A 19,911-nucleotide genomic window follows, 5' to 3' on the forward strand; every position below is an offset into this window, starting at 1 on the left:
CTTCCAGCGGCCGCCGACGCCAGGCACCTCGGCCTGGCCGCCCAGCATGCCCTCGGTGCCGACCTCGCGGGCGACACGCGTCACCTCGTCGGCGAGTGCCGGACGACTGAGACTCTGCGAATATGAGTGCATGGAGCTGCGCCATCTTCGCTACTTCGTCGCGGTCGCCGAGGAGCGCCACTTCGGCCGGGCGGCGGAGCGGCTCCACATGGCGCAGCCGCCGCTGTCGCAGCAGATCCGCCAGCTCGAGGCCGAGCTCGGGCTGACCCTGCTCACCAGGACGACGCGGCGGGTCGACCTGACCCCGGCTGGTGCTGCGTACCTGGAACGGGCGCGGGAGATCCTCGGCGCCGTGGACGCCGCAGCCCACGAGGCCGCCAGCATCGCCTCGGGGCGGCGCGGGCGGCTGCTGATCGGGTGCGTCGGGTCGGCGACGTACTCGCTGCTCCCGGCCCTGGCGCGCACCCTGCGCGCCGAGCTGCCCGAGGTGGAGTTCGGGTTCCGCGGCGAGATGCTCTCGCCGGACCAGGCCGCGGCGCTCATCGACGGCAGCCTCGACCTCGGCCTGCTCCGCCCCCTGCCCACGGGCAACCCCGGGGGCCCCGGCCTCTCGATCACCCACCTGCGCCAGGAGAACCTGCTGGTGGCGATGCCGAAGGACCACCGGTTCGCCGGCCGTCGCCGCGTACGCATCGCCGACCTCGACGGTGAGGGACTCGTCATCCACGCCGGCAGCGGCCGCTCGGCGATGAACGCGATGATCCAGGAGCTCTTCGACTCCGCCGGGATCCGCAGCCACATCGCCCACGAGGTCGCTGAGACCTCCACCTTGGTCACCTTCGTGGCCGCCGGCCTCGGCGTCGCCATCGTGCCCGAGCCCACCGCGGCCCTCGCCGTCCCGGGCGTCGTGTACGTCCCCCTCACCGGCACCCCCGGCGTCGAGCTCGTCGCTGCCACCCGCGCCGGCGACGAGAGCCCGCTGCTCACCCGCGCGCTCGCCATCCTGGCCGGACTCAGCAACAGCTAGGCCGAGTCGGCGAGCGGTCAGCGGCAGCGCAGCGTCTGGGAGGGGGTGACGCCGTAGGCCTGCCGGTAGGCGGCAGCGAAGCGGCCTAGGTGGGTGAAGCCCCACCGGTAGGCGACCTCGGCGACCGTGTCGCCGCGGCTGGCGAGGAGGTCGGCGTGGACGCGTTCGAGGCGGATCTCCTGCAGCTTCTGGGTCGGGGTGCGGCCGAGGTAGCGCTGGAAGCCCTGCTGGAGCCGGCGGATGCCGACGTCGGCCTCGCGGGCGAGATCGGAGACGGCCCATTCTCGCGCCGGGTCGGCCTCCATGGCCTCGACGACGCGGGAGACGATGCGGGGACGGACGGAGCCGACGGCCGGCTCCTCGGGGAAGCAGGCGGCGACGAAGGCCGCGGTGAGCGTCCCGGCCAGCCGGTGACGTACCCGCTCGTCACCCACGAGCGCCGGGTTGCGCATCGCCTCGGTGCCGAGCGATCCGAGCAGGCCGATCCAGGCGCGGGCGCCGTGGGCACGCAGGTCGAGCTGAGCGGGCAGCCGGTCGGTGTGCAGGCCGACCAGGGCCGCGACCTCCTCGACCAGGTAGTCACGTTCGACCCGCATCCCGACGATCGAGCAGTCGGCAGACCAGCGCGTCATCTTGGTCTGCCGGTCGGGCGGGCACACCGTCGCCTGGCCGTCGAGCGAGAGCACGTGGGCGCCACCGACGTTGGCCTCGAGCACACCGCTGCGCGGGACGTTGACCGCCCAGGCTCCAGGGTGGTCCGACTCCACCGAGACCTCAGCGCCCCACCCGATCCGCGTCAGCCGGACCGGGCCGAGATCGACCGCACGCAGCTCCGCCGGGCGCGCGGGCCGGCCGCGCATGGTCAGGGCATGCGGGAAGTACGCCCGGGCGACCTCGTCGGAGAAGCTCTCCAGGTCGCCGGACGATGCGGTGAGAGTGCCGGTGCTCATCTGTCACCCCCTAGTGACGTCCTTCACATTAACAGCGGATCCGGCAGTCGCCGAGGGCGTCCGGAAACCCGGTGCGCAATCCGGACAGCCCGTTCGCAGAGCGGATCGCCGCCCTCGTGATCCGGATCTAGCGTCGTCCTCCGACGTGACCGCCGCCACACATCCCGCGGCCCCGACGAAGGAGGAGCTCCATGGACCCACGCACCCTGCGGTCGACCTTCGGCCGCTTCGCGACCGGCGTCACCGTGATCACCTGCCGCACCCCCGACGGCGCCCACCATGGCGCCACGGTCACTGCCTTCACCCCGATCTCGCTGGACCCGCCGCTCGTGCAGGTCGCCCTGACACGTACGTCCAAGGCGGCCGCCTATCTCGAGGGCGAGGCCTTCGCGGTCAACGTCCTCGCCGACGACCAGAGCGACGTCGCCATGCACTTCGCCGGGCGCCCCGGCAGCGACCCGCTCCCCTGGCGCGAGGGCGCCACGGCGCCGCGGCTGGGCGGGACGGCCGCGACGCTGGTGTGCCGCCCGTGGCGTACCGACGACGGCGGGGACCACCTGCTGTTCCTCGGAGAGGTCGTCGAGGTGATCACCACCGACCGCAAGCCGCTGCTCTTCCACGACAGCGCCTTCCACCACATCGGCAACCCGTCCTCCGAGGTCGTCTGGCTCGGCTGCCAGGACGACCCGAGCACCGGCTGGTTCGACGCGACCACGTCGTTCACCGCCCTCGATGTCCCCGCGATCCCGCGATCCACCCACTACTGATCCGACCGAGACCCGACCAAGGAGAACAGACCATGACCGATACCCTCGCCCCCGAGCAGCACTCAGGCCCCCCGACCACCAATCCCGCAGCCGGCTCCCCGGCCAACAAGCAGACCAACTTCGCCTCCCGCCCGATGACCGGCGACGAGTACATCGAGAGCCTGCGCGACGGCCGCGAGATCTACCTGCACGGCGAGCGGGTCGAGGACGTCACCACGCACCCGGCCTTCCGCAACCCGGTGCGGATGACCGCGCGCCTCTACGACGCGCTCCACACCGGCCCGCACGTGGACGAGCTCACCGTGCCGACCGACACCGGCAACGGCGGCATCACGATGCCGTTCTTCAAGACGCCGACCTCCTCGGCCGACCTGCTCAAGGAGCGCGACGCGATCGCACGCTGGGCTCGGATGACGTACGGCTGGATGGGCCGCTCCCCCGACTACAAGGCCAGCTTCCTCGGCACCCTGCACGCCAACAAGGAGCTGTACGCCCCGTTCCAGGACAACGCCGAGCGCTGGTACCGCGAGTCCCAGGAGAAGGTCCTCTACTGGAACCACGCGATCATCAACCCGCCGGTCGACCGCCAGCTGCCGCCGGACGAGGTCGGCGACGTCTACATGAAGGTCGAGAAGGAGACCGACGCCGGGCTGATCGTCTCCGGCGCGAAGGTGGTCGCGACCGGTAGCGCGATCACCAACTACAACTTCATCGCCCACTACGGTCTGCCGATCCGCAAGAAGCAGTTCGCGCTGATCTGCACCGTCCCGATGGACGCCCCCGGCATCAAGCTGATCTGCCGCTCCTCCTACACCGAGCAGGCCGCGCAGAACGGCGAGCCGTTCGACTACCCGCTGTCGAGCCGGATGGACGAGAACGACACCATCTTCATCTTCGACAAGGTGCTCGTGCCCTGGGAGAACGTCTTCATGTACGGCGACGTCGACCGGATCAACTCGTTCTTCCCGCAGTCGGGGTTCCTGCCGCGGTTCACCTTCCAGGGCTGCACCCGCTTGGCCGTCAAGCTCGACTTCATCGCCGGCCTGCTGATGAAGGCGCTCGACGCCACCGGCTCGGGCGGCTTCCGAGGCGTACAGACCCGGGTGGGTGAGGTCATCGGCTGGCGCAACCTGTTCTGGTCGCTGACCGAGTCGATGGCCCGCGACCCCGAGCCGTGGGTCGGCGACGCGGTCATCCCGAAGCTGGAGTACGGCCTGACGTACCGGATGTTCATGATCCACGGCTATCCGCGGGTCAAGGAGATCATCGAGCAGGACGTCGCCTCCGGGCTGATCTACCTGCCCTCCGGCGCCGCCGACTTCAAGAGCCCCGAGGTGCGGCCGTACCTGGACAAGTACGTCCGCGGCTCCAACGGCATCACCGCCGTCGACCGGGTCAAGGTCATGAAGGCCCTGTGGGACTCGATCGGCTCCGAGTTCGGCGGCCGTCACGAGCTCTACGAGCGCAACTACTCCGGCAACCACGAGAACGTGAAGGCCGAGCTCCTCTTCGCAGCCCAGAACCGCGGCGGGGCGGACGCGATGAAGGGGCTCGCCGACGAGTTCCTGGCCGAGTACGACCTCGACGGCTGGACCGTGCCGGACCTGTTCTGACCGACAGGTCTTCCGCTGAGGGCGGCGCCCCCATCCCCCTGGGGGGCGCCGTCCTCAGCGCAGCACGATCCAGAGGCCCACAGCGGCGGGCAGGATCCCGAGGATCAGCCAGGGCGTGAACGGGCTGCGCCGGTGGATGAGGAACCCGCCGGCCAGTCCCAGCACCCCGAAGGCCGCCGCGATGATGCACAGCCCGATCCGCGAGCTCTGGTAGACCGGATCGATCGCCACGGCGCCGATGACCAGCCCGATCGCCAGGTGGGCGACGGTGAACACGACGAGTACGGACGCCACCCACTGCTTCACGTGAGTGAGCGACTTGTCGTTGACGGGCCGGATCGGGTTGTCCGGGTCCATCAGGTGGCGTGGTCGTCGCGCTTGATCGTTCACGGTCTCATACTTACCAGGCAAACTGTTTGTGCACCAACTATTGGTACGCTAACTCACATGCCGACGAAGAAGGATCCCCTCTCGGAGATCGAGAACCCGCTCGCCCTCGATCAACAGGTCTGCTTCGGCCTGGCTGTCGCCGCCCGCAGCGTCATCGGCCTCTACCGGCCCCTGCTCGAGACCATGGGGCTGACCCACCCGCAGTATCTGGTCATGCTGGCCCTCTGGGAGGAGGAGCCGCTCCGCGTCTCCGAGCTGAGCCGCAAGGTGCAGCTCGACCCCGGCACCCTCTCCCCGCTGCTGAAGCGCCTCGAGGCCCAGGACTACATCCGGCGCGAGCGCAACAAGCTCGACGAGCGCTCGCTCGCCGTCGTCCTGACCGAGCGCGGGCGCGCGTTGCGCGACGACGCCGAGAAGATCCCGCCCGCGATCGTCGAGCGTCTCGACATGAGCGTCGACGACCTCATGGAGCTCCACCGGCGACTACTGGAGGTCATCGCCGCGGCGACCCGGTGACCCGACCCAAGAGGCATAGATCACCTATGCAAATTGGAAGAGCGCGCCCTCCCGCCAGCGTTACTTGAATGTTGGATCAAGTAACGCCCGGACCCTGGCCCGGACAGAAGCGAGGAGAAGAAATGACGTTCCAGAACAAGGTCGCACTGGTCACCGGTGGCGGTAGCGGACTCGGGGAGGCGATCGCGAAGGAGCTCGCCGGGCTGGGTGCGAAGGTCGTGATCACCGACATCAACTTCGAGGGCGCAACCAGGGTCGCCGAAGAGATCAAGGCGAACGGTGGCGAAGCGACCGCCCTGCAGTCGGACACCTCGAAGGTCGAAGACGCGGAGCGCTCGGTCGCCTTCGCCGTCGAGACGTACGGAAAGCTCAACTACGCGGTCAACAACGCCGGGATCGGCGAGCGGCCGGCACCGGTGGGCGAACTGGTCCCCAGCGACTGGGACCGCGTCATCGGCATCGACCTCTCGGGTGTCGCGTACGGCCTGCGCTACCAGGTCCCCGAGCTGCTCAAGACCGGCGCCGGCGAGTCCGCGATCGTGAACATGGCCTCGATCCACGGCGAGGTCGCCGCGCTCGGCAACCCCGCCTACACCGCCGCGAAGCACGGGGTCATCGGCCTCACCAAGAACGCTGCCGCCGAGTACGGCCCGGCCGGACTGCGGATCAACGCGGTCGGCCCCGGCTACATCGACACCCCGGCCGTCCAGGCCGTCTCCGCCATCGAGGGCGCCCACGAGGCCCTGGTGGCCAAGCACCCGCTGGGCCGCCTCGGCCGTCCCGAGGAGATCGCCACGGTCGTCCGGTTCCTGCTCTCCGAGGACGCCTCGTTCGTCACCGGTGCGTACTGGAAGATCGACGGCGGCTACACCACCGTCTGACTCCGGCACCCCTCAACGGGACGCCAGCGCACCCGCGAGCGAGTCGAGGACGCCGGGGACGATGGAGAAGTAGGCCCACCTGCCACGCTGCTCGCGGGTGACGAGCCCGGCTTCGACCAGCAGCTTCATGTGATGGGAGACCGTCGACTGGGAGAGCCCGACCGGCTCGGTGAGGTCGCAGACGCAGGCCTCCTTGTCCTCGGCGGCCGCGATGATCGAGAGCAGCTTGACCCGGTTGGGGTCGCCGAGCGCCTTGAACATCCGCGCCAGCGCCTCGGCCTGGTCGTCATCGAGCACGCCTGCGGTCACCGGCGAGCAGCACGCGACGGCGGCGGACGGAAGCACGGGAAGAACGGTCATGAGGACGAGTCTAGCGAATGATATTGACGACCGTCGATACGTAGCCTAAGGTCGCCGTCATATCGACGTTCTTGAATCTGAGGAGCATCATGACCGACCTGCCCGTTGCCGTCATCGGCGCCGGCCCCCAGGGCCTCGCGGCCGCTGCCCATCTCCTCGAGCGCGGGCTCACCCCGCTCGTGCTCGAGCAAGGGAGCGAGCCTGCGGCAGCCGTCGCCGAGTGGGGCCACGTACGTCTCTTCTCGGCCTGGCCCGAGCTGGTCGACAAGGCCGCCGCCCGGCTCCTGGAGCCGACCGGTTGGACCGCACCCGCTCAGGGGTACCCGACCGGTGCGCAGTGGCGCGAGAGCTACCTCGCCCCGCTGGCCGACACCCTCGGCGACCACGTCCGCTACGGCGCCACGGTCACCGGCGTCTCGCGCAAGGGCCGTGACCGGCTGGTCGACGCCGAACGCGCCGAGCAGCCGTTCGTCCTCCACGTGACCGGTGCGGACGGCGTCGAAGAACGCATCGAGGCGCGGGCCGTCGTCGACGCCTCCGGCACCTGGCGCCGGCCCAACCCGGCCGGTGCCGACGGCCTCCCGGCCCTCGGCGAGCGTGCCGCACACGCAGCGGGCGCGCTCGGCTACGCCGTCCCGGACCGCGCCCGTCCAGACGCGTACGCAGGCCGGCACACGGTCGTGATCGGCGCGGGCGACTCCGCGTTCAACGCCGTCAACGAGCTCACCGCCATCGCCAAGGAGCACCGCGGCACGAAGATCACCTGGGCGATCCGCCGCGCGGTCTCGACGAACACCTTCGGCGGCGGCGAGGCCGACGAGCTCCCGGAGCGGGGTGCCCTCGGCGTACGAGCCAGGAAGGCGGTCCAGGACGGGTCGGTCGAGCTGATGACCGGGTTCCGCACGGAGCGGGTCGACGGTGCCACCGTCATCGCCGAGGACGGTCGCGCCATCGAGGCCGACCAGATCGTCGTCCTCACCGGCTACCGTCCCGACCTGGGCTTCCTGAGCGAGATGCGCCTCGACCTCGACCCGACGCTGGAGGCGCCGCGCAACATCGCGGTCCAGATCGACCCCAACCTGCACTCCTGCGGCTCGGTCAGCGCGACCGGAGCCAAGGACCTCGCCCAGCCCGAGCCCGACCTCTACCTCGTCGGGATGAAGTCCTACGGCCGCGCGCCGACCTTCCTGGCGATGACCGGCTACGAGCAGGTGCGCAGCGTCGTCGCCGAGCTCGCCGGCGACCACGACGCGGCCGCCCGGGTGGAGCTCGAGCTCCCCGACACCGGGGTGTGCGGCGGCGCCGGCGTCTTCGACGACCCCGAGAGCGCCAACGGCGGCGGCTGCTGCGGGACCCCCGCGCCGAGCGAGGAGATCTTCACGATCAGCCGGGCGCCGATCACTCTCTCGTGATCGAGCGCTGCGGGGTCACGCCGAGCTCGCCGAGCAGGGTGAGGACTCGCTGCTCGATCTCGTCGCGGATGCCGCGCACGTGCTCGATGCCACCGCCCTTCGGGTCGGTGACCTTCCAGTCCTCGTAGCGCTTCCCGGGGTAGAACGGGCAGGAGTCGCCACAGCCCATGGTGATGACCACGTCGGCGCTGCGTACGACCTCGTCGGTCCAGGGCTTCGGGAACTCCCCGGAGATGTCGATCCCGAGCTCGGCCATGACCTCGACGGCGACCGGGTTGATCGCCGCGGCCGGAGCAGAGCCTCCGGACCAGCCGATCGCCTGGTCGCCGGCGTAGTGGGCGAAGAAGCCGAGCGCCATCTGGGAGCGGCCGGCGTTCTCGACGCAGAGGAAGAGGACGCCCGGCTTGTTGTCGGTCGGTGATGCATCAGCGTTCATCGAGGCACTCCTGCGGGTGAGGGGATGTGGGGGTCAGGAATCGAAACGGGAGGCAAGCGTCCTGATTCGGCGCTCGAGCTCGATGTACGCGGCGTCGAAGGCCTCGGGGCCCTTGCCCACCGGGTCGGGGATCGACCAGTGCAGCTCGCCGCGGACCTTCGGGGTCTCATGCGCGCGGTCACAGACGGTGACCACCAGGTCGTCCGGGTCGAGCACATCATCGAGATGACGGGGATCGACGATGGGGAGCTCCAGGTCGTGGCGGGATGCGACTTCGACCGCCCCCGGATTGATCTGCTCGGCTGGGTGGGTGCCGGCGGAGGCTGCTGGGATCGGGCTGACCTGGCGCCACAGTGCCGCCGCGAGGTGGGATCTGGCCGAGTTGCCGGTGCACACGAACAGGACACGCCTGGGCACCGCCACGGGGGACGCGGTGCCCAGGCTCTCGAGCGCGTCCTGCTCGAGGTGCAGGTACGTGCGTCTCCCGTCGCCCTCGGAATGATGACGGGACACGACGCCTGCGCTCACCAGGGTCTGCACGTGGTGAGCAAACAAGTTCGACGGGACATTCAGCATCCCGGCGAGCTCTGTGGGGGAGGCATCACTCATCTGGAGGCTGTCGACGATCCGAAGTCGCACCGGATCACCGAGCGCTGCGTGCATCTTGGCCCGGCGTTCCAGCTCCGGCTGTCTCTCAACCTCCATTGACTCAATATTGACTGAGTAATCATCGAACGTCAAGAATGCGGACGTGACCTCTTCCCTCCCGCGCCGGCTGCTGGCCGAGTTCCTGGGCACCGCCCTGCTCGTCGCCGTGGTCGTCGGCTCCGGCATCGCCGCCCAGCAGCTCTCCCCCGACGACGTCGGCCTGCAGCTTCTGGAGAACTCGATGGCGACCGTCTTCGGGCTGGCCGCGCTGATCCTGATGTTCGGCCCGGTCTCGGGGGCGCACTTCAACCCGGTGGTCTCACTGGCCGACTGGTTTCTCGGGCGCAAGGTCGGCAAGGGGCTCTCGCTCGCCGAGGTCGGCGCCTACGTGGTCGCCCAGGTCGCGGGCGGGATCAGTGGCGCGGTGCTGGCCAACCTCATGTTCGACCTCGACGCGGTCACGATGTCGACGAAGGACCGCGCCACGACCGGCCACTTCGTGGCCGAGATCGTCGCCACGGCAGGTCTGGTGGCCCTGATCTTCGCCCTCGTACGCAGCGACCGCGGCGCCCTCGCCGCGCCCGCGGTCGGCGGCTACATCGGCGCCGCCTACTGGTTCACCAGCTCCACCTCGTTCGCCAACCCGGCCGTCACGATCGGCCGGGTTTTCTCCGACACCTTCGCCGGGATCGCGCCCAGCTCGGTGGCTCCGTTCATCCTCGCGCAGCTCGTCGGCCTGGTCGTCGGCGTACTCCTGATCCTGGTTCTCTACCCTGGTGCCAGCGACAAGGCCGACGACGTCGTCGTCCCGCATCCCTGAGCTGCGACCTACCCTGCCCACCGGAACGGATACGCCATGACGCTCGAGAAGGCACGCATGAACGACGTGATCCCGCTACGGGAGGCGACCCGCGCGTGGTTCGCGATCTCCTTGCAGACCTTCGGCGGGCCCGCGGGTCAGATCGCGGTGATGCAGCACAAGCTGGTCGACGAGAAGCGCTGGATCGGACAGCAGCGGTTCCTCCATGCCCTCAACTACTGCATGCTGCTGCCCGGCCCCGAGGCCCAGCAGCTGGCCATCTACGTCGGCTGGCTGCTCAACGGCACGCTCGGCGGGTTCATCGCCGGCGTCCTGTTCGTGCTGCCCGGCGTCGTCGCGCTCCTCGCCCTCTCGGCCCTGTACGTCGGCGCCGGATCCACCGCGTTGGTGACCGGGCTCTTCGCCGGCCTCGCGCCCGCGGTGATCGCGATCGTGGTCCAGGCCGTGCAGCGCGTGGGCAAGCGGGCGCTGCACCATCCGATCCTGGTGGCGATGGCGATCGCCTCGTTCGTCGCACTGACCGTCTTCAAGATCCCGTTCCCGGTCGTGATCCTCGTCGCGGCTCTGCTCGGCTGGCTGGCCGGCACTCGGGTCCCCGCCTTCACCCGGACCAAGGGTCACGGCAGCTCGGACGACGGCCCCGAGCCGCTGATCAGCGATGACGCCCTGCACCACGATGCACCCTCGAAGGCTCGTGGCCTGAAGATCCTCGTCCTCGGCCTGGTGCTGTGGTTCGCCCCGGTCGCGGTGGCGGCGATCGTGTTCAGCCGCGACAGCGTGTTCGTCGACCAGGGCCTGTTCTTCTCCGGCGCCGCCGTCGTCACCTTCGGAGGCGCGTACGCGGTTCTTGCCTACGTCGCCCATCAGGCCGTCAACGTCTTCGGCTGGTTGAAGGCCGGCGAGATGGTCCGCGGCCTCGCGCTCGCCGAGACGACACCGGGACCGCTGATCATGGTCGTGCAGTTCGTCGCCTTCGTGGGTGCCTACCGCAACCCGGGCTCCCTCGACCCGTGGGTGGCCGCCGTCATCGCGTCGCTGCTGGTGACCTGGGTGACCTTCGTCCCCTGCTTCCTGTTCATCTTCCTGGGCGCTCCCTATGTCGAGCGCCTTCGGAACAACCACCACCTCACCGCGGCGCTCACCGGGATCACCGCGGCGGTGGTCGGCGTGATCGCCAACCTCGCGCTGTTCTTCGCGCTGCACACGCTGTTCGACCGCTCCCGCACCCTGGCGCGGGGGCCGATCGACCTGGACCTCCCGGTCCTGTCCTCGTGGGATCCGGTCGCGTTCGCCATCACCGCGGTGGCGATCGCGCTGGTCTTCTGGCGCAAGTGGAGCACCATGCGGACCCTCGGCGTCTGCGCGGTCCTCGGACTCGCCTCGACCCTCATACCTCTCTGACCGCGGTGAGCAGGTGCGGCCAAGCCGCCGAGGTCGGATCGCCCCAGGCGGTGTGGTCGGCACCGTCGACCACCTCCAGACGTACGCCGGGGTGTGCTGCCGCGTAGCGCTCGGAGATCGCGAGCGGGATCACCGCGTCGGCGGCGCCGTGCAGGATCCGCACGGGGACCTGGGGCGCGAGGCCGAGCGGGTCGGCGGCGGCGTACGCCTCGGGCGTCTCGGACGGGGTGCCGCCGAGGAACTCCTCGACCGCACCGTCGCCGAGGCCGTCCTGGCTCATCATGGCCAGCGCCGCGGCGGGGGCCAGCGCCACGACGCCTGTGACGAGGGTGCCCGCCCGGGAGGCCGCCCACAGGGCGAGCTGGCCGCCGGAGGAGTGTCCGACCAGGGTGATCCGCCGGGGTGCGTCGTTGTGGATGGTCCACTCCCGGCCGCTGAGCTGGATCGACTCGATCGCGGTCTCGAGGTCCTCGAAGGCCTGCCGCCACTGGCCCGGTCCGTGCCGGTACTCCACGGTCGCGGTCAGATGACCGGCCTCGGCGAGCGCCCGGCCGGCGGACCAGGTGCGCATCCGGTCGGAGTCGCGCCACATCCCGCCGTGGAGCAGCAGGACGAGCGAGTCGGTCGCCTCCGCCGGCTCGAAGACGTCGGCGACCTGACGGGCGGTGGCTCCGTAGCGCATCGTCGCATCGGGGTAGGTGGTGTCGGTGGTGGTCATGACTACTCCCTGCTGTTGTTTCGGCTGTCGTGGTCGAGCAGCACGCTGACCACGACGCCGACCACCAGCCCCCAGAACGCGGAGCCGATGTTGAAGACGGTGATGTCGGCGACGGTCACCAGGAAGGTGACCAGCGCGCCGGTGACGTACGGCCCGCTGAAGGCGGCCTGGAAGGCGCCCTGGAGCGGCTTGAGCATGGCCAGGCCGCCCAGCACGGCGACGTACGCCTCGGGCATGGTGGTGATGACCCGCACCATGCCGGGAGCGAGCAGCCCGAACCCGATCGCGAGTACGCCGCACCAGATCGCCGCGGCATAGTGCCGTCGTCGCTCGCCCGAGGCGGTGACCAGTGCGTTGGTCGGCCCGGCCAGGCAGGTGGACACGCCGCCGAACGGGGCTGCGACCAGCGAGGTCACCCCGCACCAGCCGGTCACCTGGTTCATCCGCGGGTCGTGGCCGGCGGCCCGCAGGACAGCCATGCCCTGACCGTTCTGGACGACCAGGACGGTGATCAGCAGGGGGATGGTGAGCTCGATGAAGGCGGACCCGGTGAAGGCCGGCGTGGTCCAGACGGGGTCGATCACCCAGCGGCCGGAGACCTCGACGGCCGGTCGGTCGGCGAGGCTCACCGCGACCGCGCCGACCGCGAGCGCGACCAGCACCGCCGGGAGCCAGCGGGGGAGCCGTGGGACCGCGCTGACGGCGACGAAGGCGACCACCATCGGCCCGGCGATCGCCAGGTCGCGGTCGACGGCGAGGACCAGGTCGGTGCCGAAGCGGAGGAAGACGCCGGCCACCATCGCCATCACGATCGGCATCGGCAGCAGGTGCATGACCCGGTCGACCTGCCGGGTCAGGGCCAGTGCGCCCAGAAGAACCGCCGCCATGACGAAGCCGCCGACCGTCTCCGGCCAGGTGGTGCCGGCGGCCATCGCCTGGCCGACGACCACGGTGCCGGGGATCGTCCAGAAGTAGACCAGCGGCTGTCGGCTCCAGCGCGAGGCGATGATCGTCAGCACTCCGTTGAGGCAGAAGACCGCGCTCACCCAGGAGGCGACGACACCGGCGGAGAGCCCGGCACCCTGGCCGACGGCGAGAATCACCGCGACTGGGCCGGTGCAGGAGAAGAGGAAGCCGATGAAGCCGTTGACCAGCTCGTGACGGCCCAGGTCGTGCCGCAGACCTGCCCGGGACTCTCGGACGTCGAGGTCGGTGCTCATGGCTCCTCCGTCGGCTCGGCCGCCATCGCCGCGAGCTCGGTCCGGCTGCGGACGCCGAGCTTCGCGTAGATGCGGGTCAGGTGGTACTGCACGGTCTTGGGCGAGACGAACAGCTGCGCGGCCACCTCGCGGTTGGAGAGCCCGGAGGCGACCATCTCCGCGACGGTCTCCTCCTGCGGGGTCAGGTCCACCGGTCCGCGGTGGCCGCGCGGCGCCCGCACTCCCCCGGCGCGCAGCTCGCGCTGGGCGGCGTCGACATAGGTCAGCGCTCCGATCCCGTCCCACAGATCGCGCGCGGAGGAGAGCAGCGCCTCGGCGTCGCGACGGCGGCCGGCACGGCGCAGGGCCTGGCCGTAGGCGAAGGTGACCCGGGCGCGCTCGTAGCGCAGCGGCAGCCCGTCGAGCAGGCCGAGCGCGCGGTCGAACGTGTCCCGAACGCCGGCGAGGTCGCCACGGGCGCCGTGCCAGCGGCCCCTGGCGGTGGCCAGCCTGGCCTGGGCGGAGCGGTGCTGCTCCTCACGGGCGCGGGTCTCGTGCGGGCGGAGGAACTCATCAGCCTCATCCAAGCGGCCCTCCGCGATCAGTGCGGCGGCGTACGTCTCGGCCCAGGGCCAGATGGCCGGCTCGGCCAGCGCGCTGCCGGCCGGGGCCTGGGTGAGCGGCTCGAGGATGCGGAGGACGGCACGGAAGTCGCTGCGGGCCTCGGCGATGTGGGCACGGGCGAGCAGCGCGGGGACGCGCATGATCTCGTAGCCCTGCGCCCCGATCTCGGCGGCGCGGGCGGTGCGGGCGGCCTCCTCCCAGCTGCCACGCAGCAGGTGGGTCTCGGTTGCCGTCCACTCCAGCAGCGGGGTGACCAGGGCGATGCCCGACTCGGCAGCCAGCGCCCGCCCGGCTGCGACCGTCTGCAGGGCGGCGTCGCCCTCACCGGTCAGGAACTGCACCCGAGCCAGCCAGGCCAGGGCCCACATCGAGATCCGGGTCGAGCCGCCGAGGACCCGCGGGTCGGTGACCCCCTCCAGGCGGCTGCGGGCCTCGTCGGGCTCGTCGCAGAGCACATCGAGCCATCCGCGGCCCATCGTGACCCGCTGGGTCTGGGCGCTGTGGCCGACGAGGCGGGCGGCCAGGGCGTACGCCTCGTGGGCCTCCTCGAACCGGCCGGCCATCGCCAGCCCGAGTCCGCGGATCGCCGCCGCCTCGACGCCCGCTGCCGAGTCCCGGCCGGCAAGCGAGATCGCCCGGTCGGCCCAGGTGACCAGCTCGTCACCGCGGCACAGCGCCAGCGAGTGCAGGACGTGCCGGGTGGCGATCAGCGCGGCGGTCTCCGGCTCCCGGTCGGCGTTGACGATGTCCCAGGCCCGCTTGAGCCGCACCTCGGCCTCGGTCGCGCGGCCGCGCAGGATCGCCAGATAGGCGAGCACCGCGTCGCGCAGCGGCGTCTCGCGCAGGCTCTCGACGATGGGGACCAGCGCCGCGGCGCCCATGCCGTCGCCCGCCGCGACCAGCGCGTCGACGGAGCGGATCAGCCGGTCGTCGCGCCGCACCGGGTCCTCGGTGAGCCGGCTGGAGTCGCGGTAGAGAGCCGCGGCCTCCGCCCAGGCGCCCTCGTCACCGCGCCGTTGGGCCAGCCGGGCGACCTCGTCGGCGAGCTCGGCGTCGGGCAGCGGGGTGGCGGCGACGAGGTGCCGGGCCCGGCGGACCTCGTCGTCGACGATCGCGGCGGCGCGCTGGTGCGCGTCGGCGGCCCGGCGAGCGCCCATCGTCGCCAGCACGGCGACCCCGACCAACGGCGTACGCCATCGGGGGCGGTGGTCGCGGGTGATCTCGACGAGCCCGGCCGCGGCCAGGGCGTCGACCGCGGAGAGCGGGTCGTCGAGACCGGCGAGGGCCGCGGCCTGGCCCAGCGACGCGTCCTCTCCCAGGATCGCGAGGGCCTCGGCGAGCGCGCGTCCGGCGTCACCGCATCCGGCAAGGGCGAGCTGGACCTCGTCGCGTACGTGGACCGGGGCGGGCAGCTGGGTGTCGGGCCGTGCCCAGCGGGTCGGCGGGAGCTCGTCGAGCAGCGCGACCGCGTCGCGCGGGCTGCCCGCCGTGTGGCGGGTCAGGACCTCGGCCATCGACGGGTGCAGGACGCGTCCGCGCAGCGCGGCGAGCTCGCCGACCGCGGCCGCGTCCAGCCCCTCGATGCGTACGGTCTCGGCGGCGATCTCGCCGAGGAACGCGGTGCTGCGGGTGGCCGCGAGCACCACGAGCACCGGTGCGTCGCGGTGCCGGCGGAGCGCGGAGGCGATCGCCTGCAGCGAGACCGTGTCAGCGAGGTCGGCGTCGTCGACCAGAATCAGCCCGGGCTCGTCGGCGCACCCGGCCAGGGCTCGCGCGACCAGGGCATCGGCCGCGGCGACCGGGTCTGCCGGCGGCGCCTCGCCGAGCAGCTGGCGCAGCACCGCACCGGGCGAGTCCTGCTCCCATGCGCCGGCGCGGGCCCTCAACGCCGGCGTCGCGACCCGGTCGGCCAGGCCGCGCAGCAGCGCGGTCTTCCCCAGCCCCGGGTCTCCGAGGACCAGGACGGCGGCGGAGCCGGCGGTGGGGGTGAGGGCCAGCCGCGAGGTGAGCTCGACGAGCTCCTCCTCGCGACCGACACACCCAGCTCGTTCTATGAGCACGGTCACACCCTAGGCCCCTCTCATGCTGGTACGCCGTCGTCGATCGTGACGCTCACGACGGTCTCTTCCGGGGACCGGGGCACGGCGGAGGCGACCACGGCACCGAGCACCGCGACGCCCGCGAAGATCTGGAAGGCGGTGGTGCCGCCCACCCCGGCGGCGACCAGTGCACCGCCGATGATGGGTCCGACGATGCCGCCCAGCCGGCCGAACCCGGCGCACCACGCGACGCCCGCGCCGCGGGCCCGGGTCGGGTAGTAGTTGGCGACGAGCCCGTAGATGAGCACCTGCGTACCGATCGTGCCGACGCCGGCGATCGCGACGGCCGGGAACAGGACGGCGAGCGGCAGCCCGAGGGGCAGCAGCAACAGCATCAGGGCGGCGAGCACGAAGGTCGTCGAGACCACCTTCTTGGCGCCGGTGCGGTCGGCGACGTACGAGGCGAGGAGGCCACCGAAGATGGCGCCACCGTTGAGCACCAGCAGGAAGGTGAGGGCGTACCCCTTGCCGTAGCCGTTGTCCTCCATGATCTTCGGCAGCCAGGTGTTCAGGCCGTAGGTGAGCAGCAGGCCGGAGAAGCTCATCAGCCCGAGCACCAGGGTCGGGAACGCGAGCGGGCGGCGGGCCAGGGCGCTGAAGCCGACCGCCTCCTGGGCGGTGGTCGACGCGACTCGACCGCGGGAGTCGAGCCACAGCTGCGACTCGGGCAGCTTGGCGATCGCGAAGGGCAGCAGGAGCACCAGCGGGGCGGCGCCGATCGCCATCAGGATCCGCCAGTTGGAGCCGCTCGGATCGATGATGAGCGCCATCACGGAGGCGGCCACACCACCGGCGGGGATGCCGCTGTAGACGATCGCATTGAGCCGGTTCTTCCGCTCCGGCGGCGCGAACTCGGCCACCAAGGCGCCGACGGTCGCCAGGATCGCGCCCAGCCCGATGCCGGTGAGGAAGCGGAGCATGCCGAAGACGGCGATCGACTGGGCGAACGCGGTCGCGGCCATCCCGAGAGAGAACCAGGTGATGCTGGCGAGCACGACCTTCCGGCGGCCGATCCGGTCGCTGACCGCACCGGCGCTCAGCGCGCCGACGAGCACCCCGACCAGCGCATAGCTCCCCAGCGTGCCCGCCTGGCCCGCGGAGAGCTGCCCGATCTGGGATGGATCGGCCATCAGGGTCGGCAGCACCGTGCCGTAGACCACGAGGTCGTAGCCGTCGAACATCAGGGCCAGCGCGGAGAGCGCGACGACCCAGGCGAGCTGGCGCCCGGTCTTGGCCCGAGTGATTTCATCGGTGTTTTCGGTGTTGTCGGGCATGGGTGATCTCCATGGGTGACGCGAGCGTGCTCGCGAAGGGAGGAACGGCCCCGAGAGAGGACCTGGTGGCTCAGCCGAGGTCACCGCCGGCGACGGGAAGGACCGTGCCGGTGATGTAGGAGGCTTCCTCGGAGGCGAGGAAGCAGATCGCGGCGGCCTGCTCGTCGAGCGTGCCGTAGCGGTGCATCAGTGAGGTCTCGAGGGTCTGGTCGATGTGGGCCTGGAACCAGGCCTTCTCGGTGTCGGTACGCGGCTGTGGTGTGCCCCGGGAGATCCGGCGCGGTGGAGCCTCCGTACCTCCCGGTGCCGTCGCGGTGACCCGGACGCCCGCGCCGGCGTACTCCAGCGCGAGCGAGGCGGTGATCGCGTTGATCCCGCCCTTCGCCGCGGAGTACGGGATCCGGTGGATGCCGCGGGTCGCGGCCGAGGAGACGTTGACGATGACGCCGTGCCCGCGCTCGACCATGTCCGGCAGGGCCGCGCGGCAGGCGTACAGCGTGGTCATCAGCGACCGGGTGATCTCGGCGTCGATCTGCTCGGCGGTGAACTCGGTGAACGGCTTGAAGTTGATCGCGCCGCCGACGTTGTTGATCAGCACGTCGATCCGGCCGTACGTCTCCACAGCCCGCTCCACCAGCGCGGCCGCGCCCTCGTAGTGCTCGAGGTCGCACTCGACCGCGCTGACGCTCGCGCCCTGGCCGGTGAGCTCGTGGGTGACCTCGGCGACCAGCGGGGAGCGGTCGGCGAGGACGACCTTTCCGCCCTCGGCGGCCACCCGGCGGGCCACCTGGGCGCCGATGCCCTGGGCCGCCCCGGTGACCACCACGACCTGGCCGGCGAACCGGTCCGGGGTGATGAACCGCGGCCTGGTCGCGGCGGCCGACTCGGCCATCGCGCGCCGCATCGTCTCCTGCGACCGCTCGCTGTGGGCCTTGATCAGCTCGCGGGCCGCCGGGCGGTCGCCGCGCTCGAAGGCCTCGACGATGTCGAGGTGGTCCTGGGTGCACCGCGGGTGGCACCAGGTGGCGTTGCGCAGCACGTCCTCCATCCGGCCCTTGACCCCGAGCGCCTGGTAGGCGGCCAGCAGGTGGCTGTTGCCGGTGAGGGTGAACAGGTAGTCGTGGAAGGCCGCGTTCGACTCGGTGTAGCCGTGGGCGTCGAGGAACCGGTCGCCCTCGACGTACGGGAGGGTCGACTCGGCGAGCAGCCGGTAGCCGGCCAGCTGCTGGGAGTCGAGCCGCCCGATGGTCAGATCGAGCGCCCCCACCTCCAGCGCCGCCCGGGCCTCGAAGATCGCGTCCGAGGCCGAGATGTCCGGATGCTCCTCACCGATCGTGTAGCCGTCCGCAGTGGTGTCCACGCTGGTCGAGCTGCCGGAGCCGCTAGGCGAAGGCGTGTCGAGACCAACAGAGTCGTCTCGAGCGAACACCTCCTGGCCACCGATGCTCCGCGCCTCCATTGCGACGATCAGGTCTTCGACCGTGTTGGTCTCGACACGCTCGCTAGCGCTCGCGGCTCGACCAGCGAATTGAGCCGGTGCGACCAACTGGCCCGCGACCCGGCGTACGACATCGCCGTCGTCGCGAGCCGCGCCCGCCGACCCGCTGGGTCCGAGGTCGAGGGCCGGAAGCACCTGCTGCCCCGCGATGGCCCGCGCCTCCGGATGGGTCTCCAGCTCGACGGGCACGGGTGACGCTTCGGCCGACGCGGGCGACGGCTCGGCCGACGCGGCTGACGCCTCGGCGGGGACTGCCAGGGCGAACTTCTCGTAGTAGAAACCGGTGGGCTGGAGGCCGGCACCGGCGACATGCGTACGCACCGCCTCGACCATCGGGGGCGGACCGCACAGGTAGATCGCGACGTCGCCGTCGTGCAGGTCGTCGTCGCCGATCAGGCTCATCACGTAGCCCTTGTTGGCCGCGGTCGAGGCGGGGTCGGAGACGCAGTGGTCCCAGCTGAACCCGGGCAGCCGCGAGACCAGCTCACCGACCTGGTCGAGCTTGACCAGGTCGTCGTCGGTGCTGACGCCGTAGACCAGCCGGCCGCCACGGTCGCAGCCGTCGACCTCGAGCTGGCGCAACATCGAGAGGACGGGCGCGAGCCCGGTGCCACCGGCCAGCATCAGCACCGGCCGGCGCGCCTCGCGCAGGAAGAAGGAGCCGTTTGGCCCGGTGAAGGTGACCTCGTCGCCGACGGCGGCTCGCTCGGTCAGCCAGGTCGACATCGCACCGCCCGGGGTGAGCTTGACCAGGAAGACAATCCGCTCCTCGTGCGGGGCGTTCGCGAAGGAGTACGACCGGGTCACCTCGGTGCCGGGCACGGCGATGTTGACGTACTGCCCCGGCAGGAAGGCCAGCTCGCCCCGGTTGGGGATGTCGATGGAGAGCTCGACCGTGGTCGGGCTCAGCCGGTCCAGGCCGACGACGGTGCCGGTGTAGCTGGCGGCGCCGGTCTTGGCGACCTCGGAGGTGGTGGCGATCTGCAGCGCGAGGTCCGAGCGCGGCTTCATCGAGCACGGCAGGGCGTACCCCTCGGCGGCCTCCGCCTCGGAGAGCGCGTCCTCGATGTAGGTGCCGCCGTCGTACTCCCCCGACTCGCACAGCGCCTTGCAGGTCCCGCAGGCGCCGTCGCGGCAGTCCAGCGGGATGTTGATCCGCTGCCGGTAGGACGCGTCGGCGACGGTCTGGTCCTCACGCACGGTGATGAACCGGGTCACCCCGTCCTCGAAGGAGAGGGCCACCTGATGGGTCGCGATCTCGGTCTCGATTGCAGTCAT

The 19,911-nt window shown here is 71.1% G+C and carries 18 protein-coding genes; 8 read left to right on the forward strand and 10 right to left on the reverse strand.

Going from position 1 to position 19,911, the window contains the following annotated elements:
• Positions 1–130: 130 nt before the first annotated feature.
• Entirely contained in the window at positions 131–1,027 is an 897-nt protein-coding gene (locus ABZY89_RS18700) for a LysR family transcriptional regulator (protein WP_355229587.1), read from the forward strand.
• 17 nt (positions 1,028–1,044) lie between these two features.
• On the opposite strand, the gene ABZY89_RS18705 is transcribed toward ABZY89_RS18700, so the two are convergent.
• Positions 1,045–1,977, reverse strand: coding sequence for an AraC family transcriptional regulator (locus ABZY89_RS18705; protein ID WP_355229589.1), 933 nt, complete (start codon positions 1,975–1,977; stop codon positions 1,045–1,047).
• 191 nt (positions 1,978–2,168) lie between these two features.
• Between ABZY89_RS18705 and ABZY89_RS18710 the strand changes: the two genes are divergently transcribed.
• Positions 2,169–2,744 (forward strand): flavin reductase family protein, encoded by a 576-nt coding sequence (locus tag ABZY89_RS18710; RefSeq protein ID WP_160027567.1) that lies wholly within the window; start codon positions 2,169–2,171, stop codon positions 2,742–2,744.
• A 32-nt stretch (positions 2,745–2,776) separates the two neighbouring features.
• Entirely contained in the window at positions 2,777–4,357 is a 1,581-nt protein-coding gene (locus ABZY89_RS18715; RefSeq protein ID WP_355229591.1) for a 4-hydroxyphenylacetate 3-hydroxylase N-terminal domain-containing protein, read from the forward strand.
• Between the two features lie 54 nt (positions 4,358–4,411).
• On the opposite strand, the gene ABZY89_RS18720 is transcribed toward ABZY89_RS18715, so the two are convergent.
• The gene (locus ABZY89_RS18720) at positions 4,412–4,747 is read right to left on the reverse strand and encodes a hypothetical protein (protein WP_355229592.1); all 336 of its coding nucleotides are present in this window, start codon (positions 4,745–4,747) and stop codon (positions 4,412–4,414) included.
• A gap of 57 nt (positions 4,748–4,804) precedes the next feature.
• On the opposite strand from ABZY89_RS18720, the gene ABZY89_RS18725 reads away from it, so the two are divergent.
• Both ABZY89_RS18725 and ABZY89_RS18730 read left to right on the forward strand, forming a co-directional pair.
• A complete protein-coding gene (locus tag ABZY89_RS18725) occupies positions 4,805–5,263 on the forward strand; it encodes a MarR family transcriptional regulator (RefSeq protein WP_355229593.1) in 459 nt (152 codons plus the stop codon).
• Between the two features lie 122 nt (positions 5,264–5,385).
• On the forward strand, positions 5,386–6,144 hold the full coding sequence (locus tag ABZY89_RS18730; RefSeq protein WP_355229594.1) for an SDR family NAD(P)-dependent oxidoreductase: 759 nt from the start codon (positions 5,386–5,388) through the stop codon (positions 6,142–6,144).
• Between the two features lie 12 nt (positions 6,145–6,156).
• Here the strand turns inward: ABZY89_RS18730 and ABZY89_RS18735 are convergent, their stop codons facing one another.
• Positions 6,157–6,504, reverse strand: a complete 348-nt coding sequence (locus tag ABZY89_RS18735) for a metalloregulator ArsR/SmtB family transcription factor (RefSeq protein ID WP_355229596.1) — start codon at positions 6,502–6,504, stop codon at positions 6,157–6,159.
• Between the two features lie 89 nt (positions 6,505–6,593).
• Here ABZY89_RS18735 and ABZY89_RS18740 point away from each other — a divergent pair, with 89 nt between their 5' ends.
• A complete protein-coding gene (locus ABZY89_RS18740; RefSeq protein WP_355229597.1) occupies positions 6,594–7,916 on the forward strand; it encodes an NAD(P)-binding domain-containing protein in 1,323 nt (440 codons plus the stop codon).
• Here the strand turns inward: ABZY89_RS18740 and ABZY89_RS18745 are convergent.
• Positions 7,903–8,352, reverse strand: a complete 450-nt coding sequence (locus ABZY89_RS18745) for an arsenate reductase ArsC (RefSeq protein WP_355229599.1) — start codon at positions 8,350–8,352, stop codon at positions 7,903–7,905. The genes ABZY89_RS18740 and ABZY89_RS18745 overlap by 14 nt on opposite strands.
• Before the next feature lie 33 nt (positions 8,353–8,385).
• Positions 8,386–9,093: an ArsR family transcriptional regulator gene (locus tag ABZY89_RS18750; protein ID WP_355229600.1), complete on the reverse strand. Its 708-nt coding sequence runs from the start codon at positions 9,091–9,093 to the stop codon at positions 8,386–8,388.
• A gap of 10 nt (positions 9,094–9,103) precedes the next feature.
• Here ABZY89_RS18750 and ABZY89_RS18755 point away from each other — a divergent pair, with 10 nt between their 5' ends.
• On the forward strand, positions 9,104–9,820 hold the full coding sequence (locus ABZY89_RS18755) for an MIP/aquaporin family protein (protein WP_355229602.1): 717 nt from the start codon (positions 9,104–9,106) through the stop codon (positions 9,818–9,820).
• A gap of 36 nt (positions 9,821–9,856) precedes the next feature.
• Complete coding sequence (gene chrA, locus ABZY89_RS18760) at positions 9,857–11,221, forward strand: chromate efflux transporter (protein WP_355229604.1); 1,365 nt, start codon at positions 9,857–9,859, stop codon at positions 11,219–11,221.
• On the opposite strand, the gene ABZY89_RS18765 is transcribed toward chrA, so the two are convergent.
• From ABZY89_RS18765 to benC, 5 genes are all read right to left on the reverse strand, one after another.
• Positions 11,208–11,939, reverse strand: a complete 732-nt coding sequence (locus ABZY89_RS18765; protein WP_355229606.1) for an alpha/beta hydrolase — start codon at positions 11,937–11,939, stop codon at positions 11,208–11,210. The two genes, chrA and ABZY89_RS18765, sit on opposite strands and share 14 nt — an antisense overlap.
• 2 nt (positions 11,940–11,941) lie before the next feature.
• Positions 11,942–13,159 carry a benzoate/H(+) symporter BenE family transporter gene (locus tag ABZY89_RS18770; RefSeq protein WP_355229608.1) on the reverse strand — a complete coding sequence of 406 codons (1,218 nt, stop codon included), beginning with the start codon at positions 13,157–13,159 and terminating at the stop codon, positions 11,942–11,944.
• Positions 13,156–15,822: a LuxR family transcriptional regulator gene (locus ABZY89_RS18775; protein ID WP_355229610.1), complete on the reverse strand. Its 2,667-nt coding sequence runs from the start codon at positions 15,820–15,822 to the stop codon at positions 13,156–13,158. Before ABZY89_RS18775 ends, ABZY89_RS18770 begins: the two co-directional genes overlap by 4 nt.
• 20 nt (positions 15,823–15,842) lie before the next feature.
• Positions 15,843–17,135: an aromatic acid/H+ symport family MFS transporter gene (locus ABZY89_RS18780; protein ID WP_355229611.1), complete on the reverse strand. Its 1,293-nt coding sequence runs from the start codon at positions 17,133–17,135 to the stop codon at positions 15,843–15,845.
• A 70-nt stretch (positions 17,136–17,205) separates the two neighbouring features.
• Positions 17,206–19,911: a benzoate 1,2-dioxygenase electron transfer component BenC gene (benC, locus tag ABZY89_RS18785; RefSeq protein ID WP_355229613.1), complete on the reverse strand. Its 2,706-nt coding sequence runs from the start codon at positions 19,909–19,911 to the stop codon at positions 17,206–17,208.

Source organism: Nocardioides sp. NPDC006303 (assembly GCF_040613175.1).
In the GTDB taxonomy this organism is placed as follows: Bacteria; Actinomycetota; Actinomycetes; order Propionibacteriales; family Nocardioidaceae; genus Nocardioides.

Bases quoted from the DNA above. Each gene is read 5' to 3' on its own strand.
- ABZY89_RS18725 (WP_355229593.1), top strand. From the start codon at position 4,805: ATGCCGACGAAGAAGGATCCCCTCTCGGAGATCGAGAACCCGCTCGCC.
- ABZY89_RS18745 (WP_355229599.1), bottom strand. From the start codon at position 8,352: ATGAACGCTGATGCATCACCGACCGACAACAAGCCGGGCGTCCTCTTC.
- ABZY89_RS18735 (WP_355229596.1), bottom strand. From the start codon at position 6,504: ATGACCGTTCTTCCCGTGCTTCCGTCCGCCGCCGTCGCGTGCTGCTCG.
- ABZY89_RS18770 (WP_355229608.1), bottom strand. From the start codon at position 13,159: ATGAGCACCGACCTCGACGTCCGAGAGTCCCGGGCAGGTCTGCGGCAC.
- ABZY89_RS18730 (WP_355229594.1), top strand. From the start codon at position 5,386: ATGACGTTCCAGAACAAGGTCGCACTGGTCACCGGTGGCGGTAGCGGA.
- ABZY89_RS18715 (WP_355229591.1), top strand. From the start codon at position 2,777: ATGACCGATACCCTCGCCCCCGAGCAGCACTCAGGCCCCCCGACCACC.
- ABZY89_RS18740 (WP_355229597.1), top strand. From the start codon at position 6,594: ATGACCGACCTGCCCGTTGCCGTCATCGGCGCCGGCCCCCAGGGCCTC.
- ABZY89_RS18705 (WP_355229589.1), bottom strand. From the start codon at position 1,977: ATGAGCACCGGCACTCTCACCGCATCGTCCGGCGACCTGGAGAGCTTC.
- ABZY89_RS18765 (WP_355229606.1), bottom strand. From the start codon at position 11,939: ATGACCACCACCGACACCACCTACCCCGATGCGACGATGCGCTACGGA.
- ABZY89_RS18700 (WP_355229587.1), top strand. From the start codon at position 131: ATGGAGCTGCGCCATCTTCGCTACTTCGTCGCGGTCGCCGAGGAGCGC.
- ABZY89_RS18710 (WP_160027567.1), top strand. From the start codon at position 2,169: ATGGACCCACGCACCCTGCGGTCGACCTTCGGCCGCTTCGCGACCGGC.
- ABZY89_RS18780 (WP_355229611.1), bottom strand. From the start codon at position 17,135: ATGCCCGACAACACCGAAAACACCGATGAAATCACTCGGGCCAAGACC.
- benC (WP_355229613.1), bottom strand. From the start codon at position 19,911: ATGACTGCAATCGAGACCGAGATCGCGACCCATCAGGTGGCCCTCTCC.
- chrA (WP_355229604.1), top strand. From the start codon at position 9,857: ATGACGCTCGAGAAGGCACGCATGAACGACGTGATCCCGCTACGGGAG.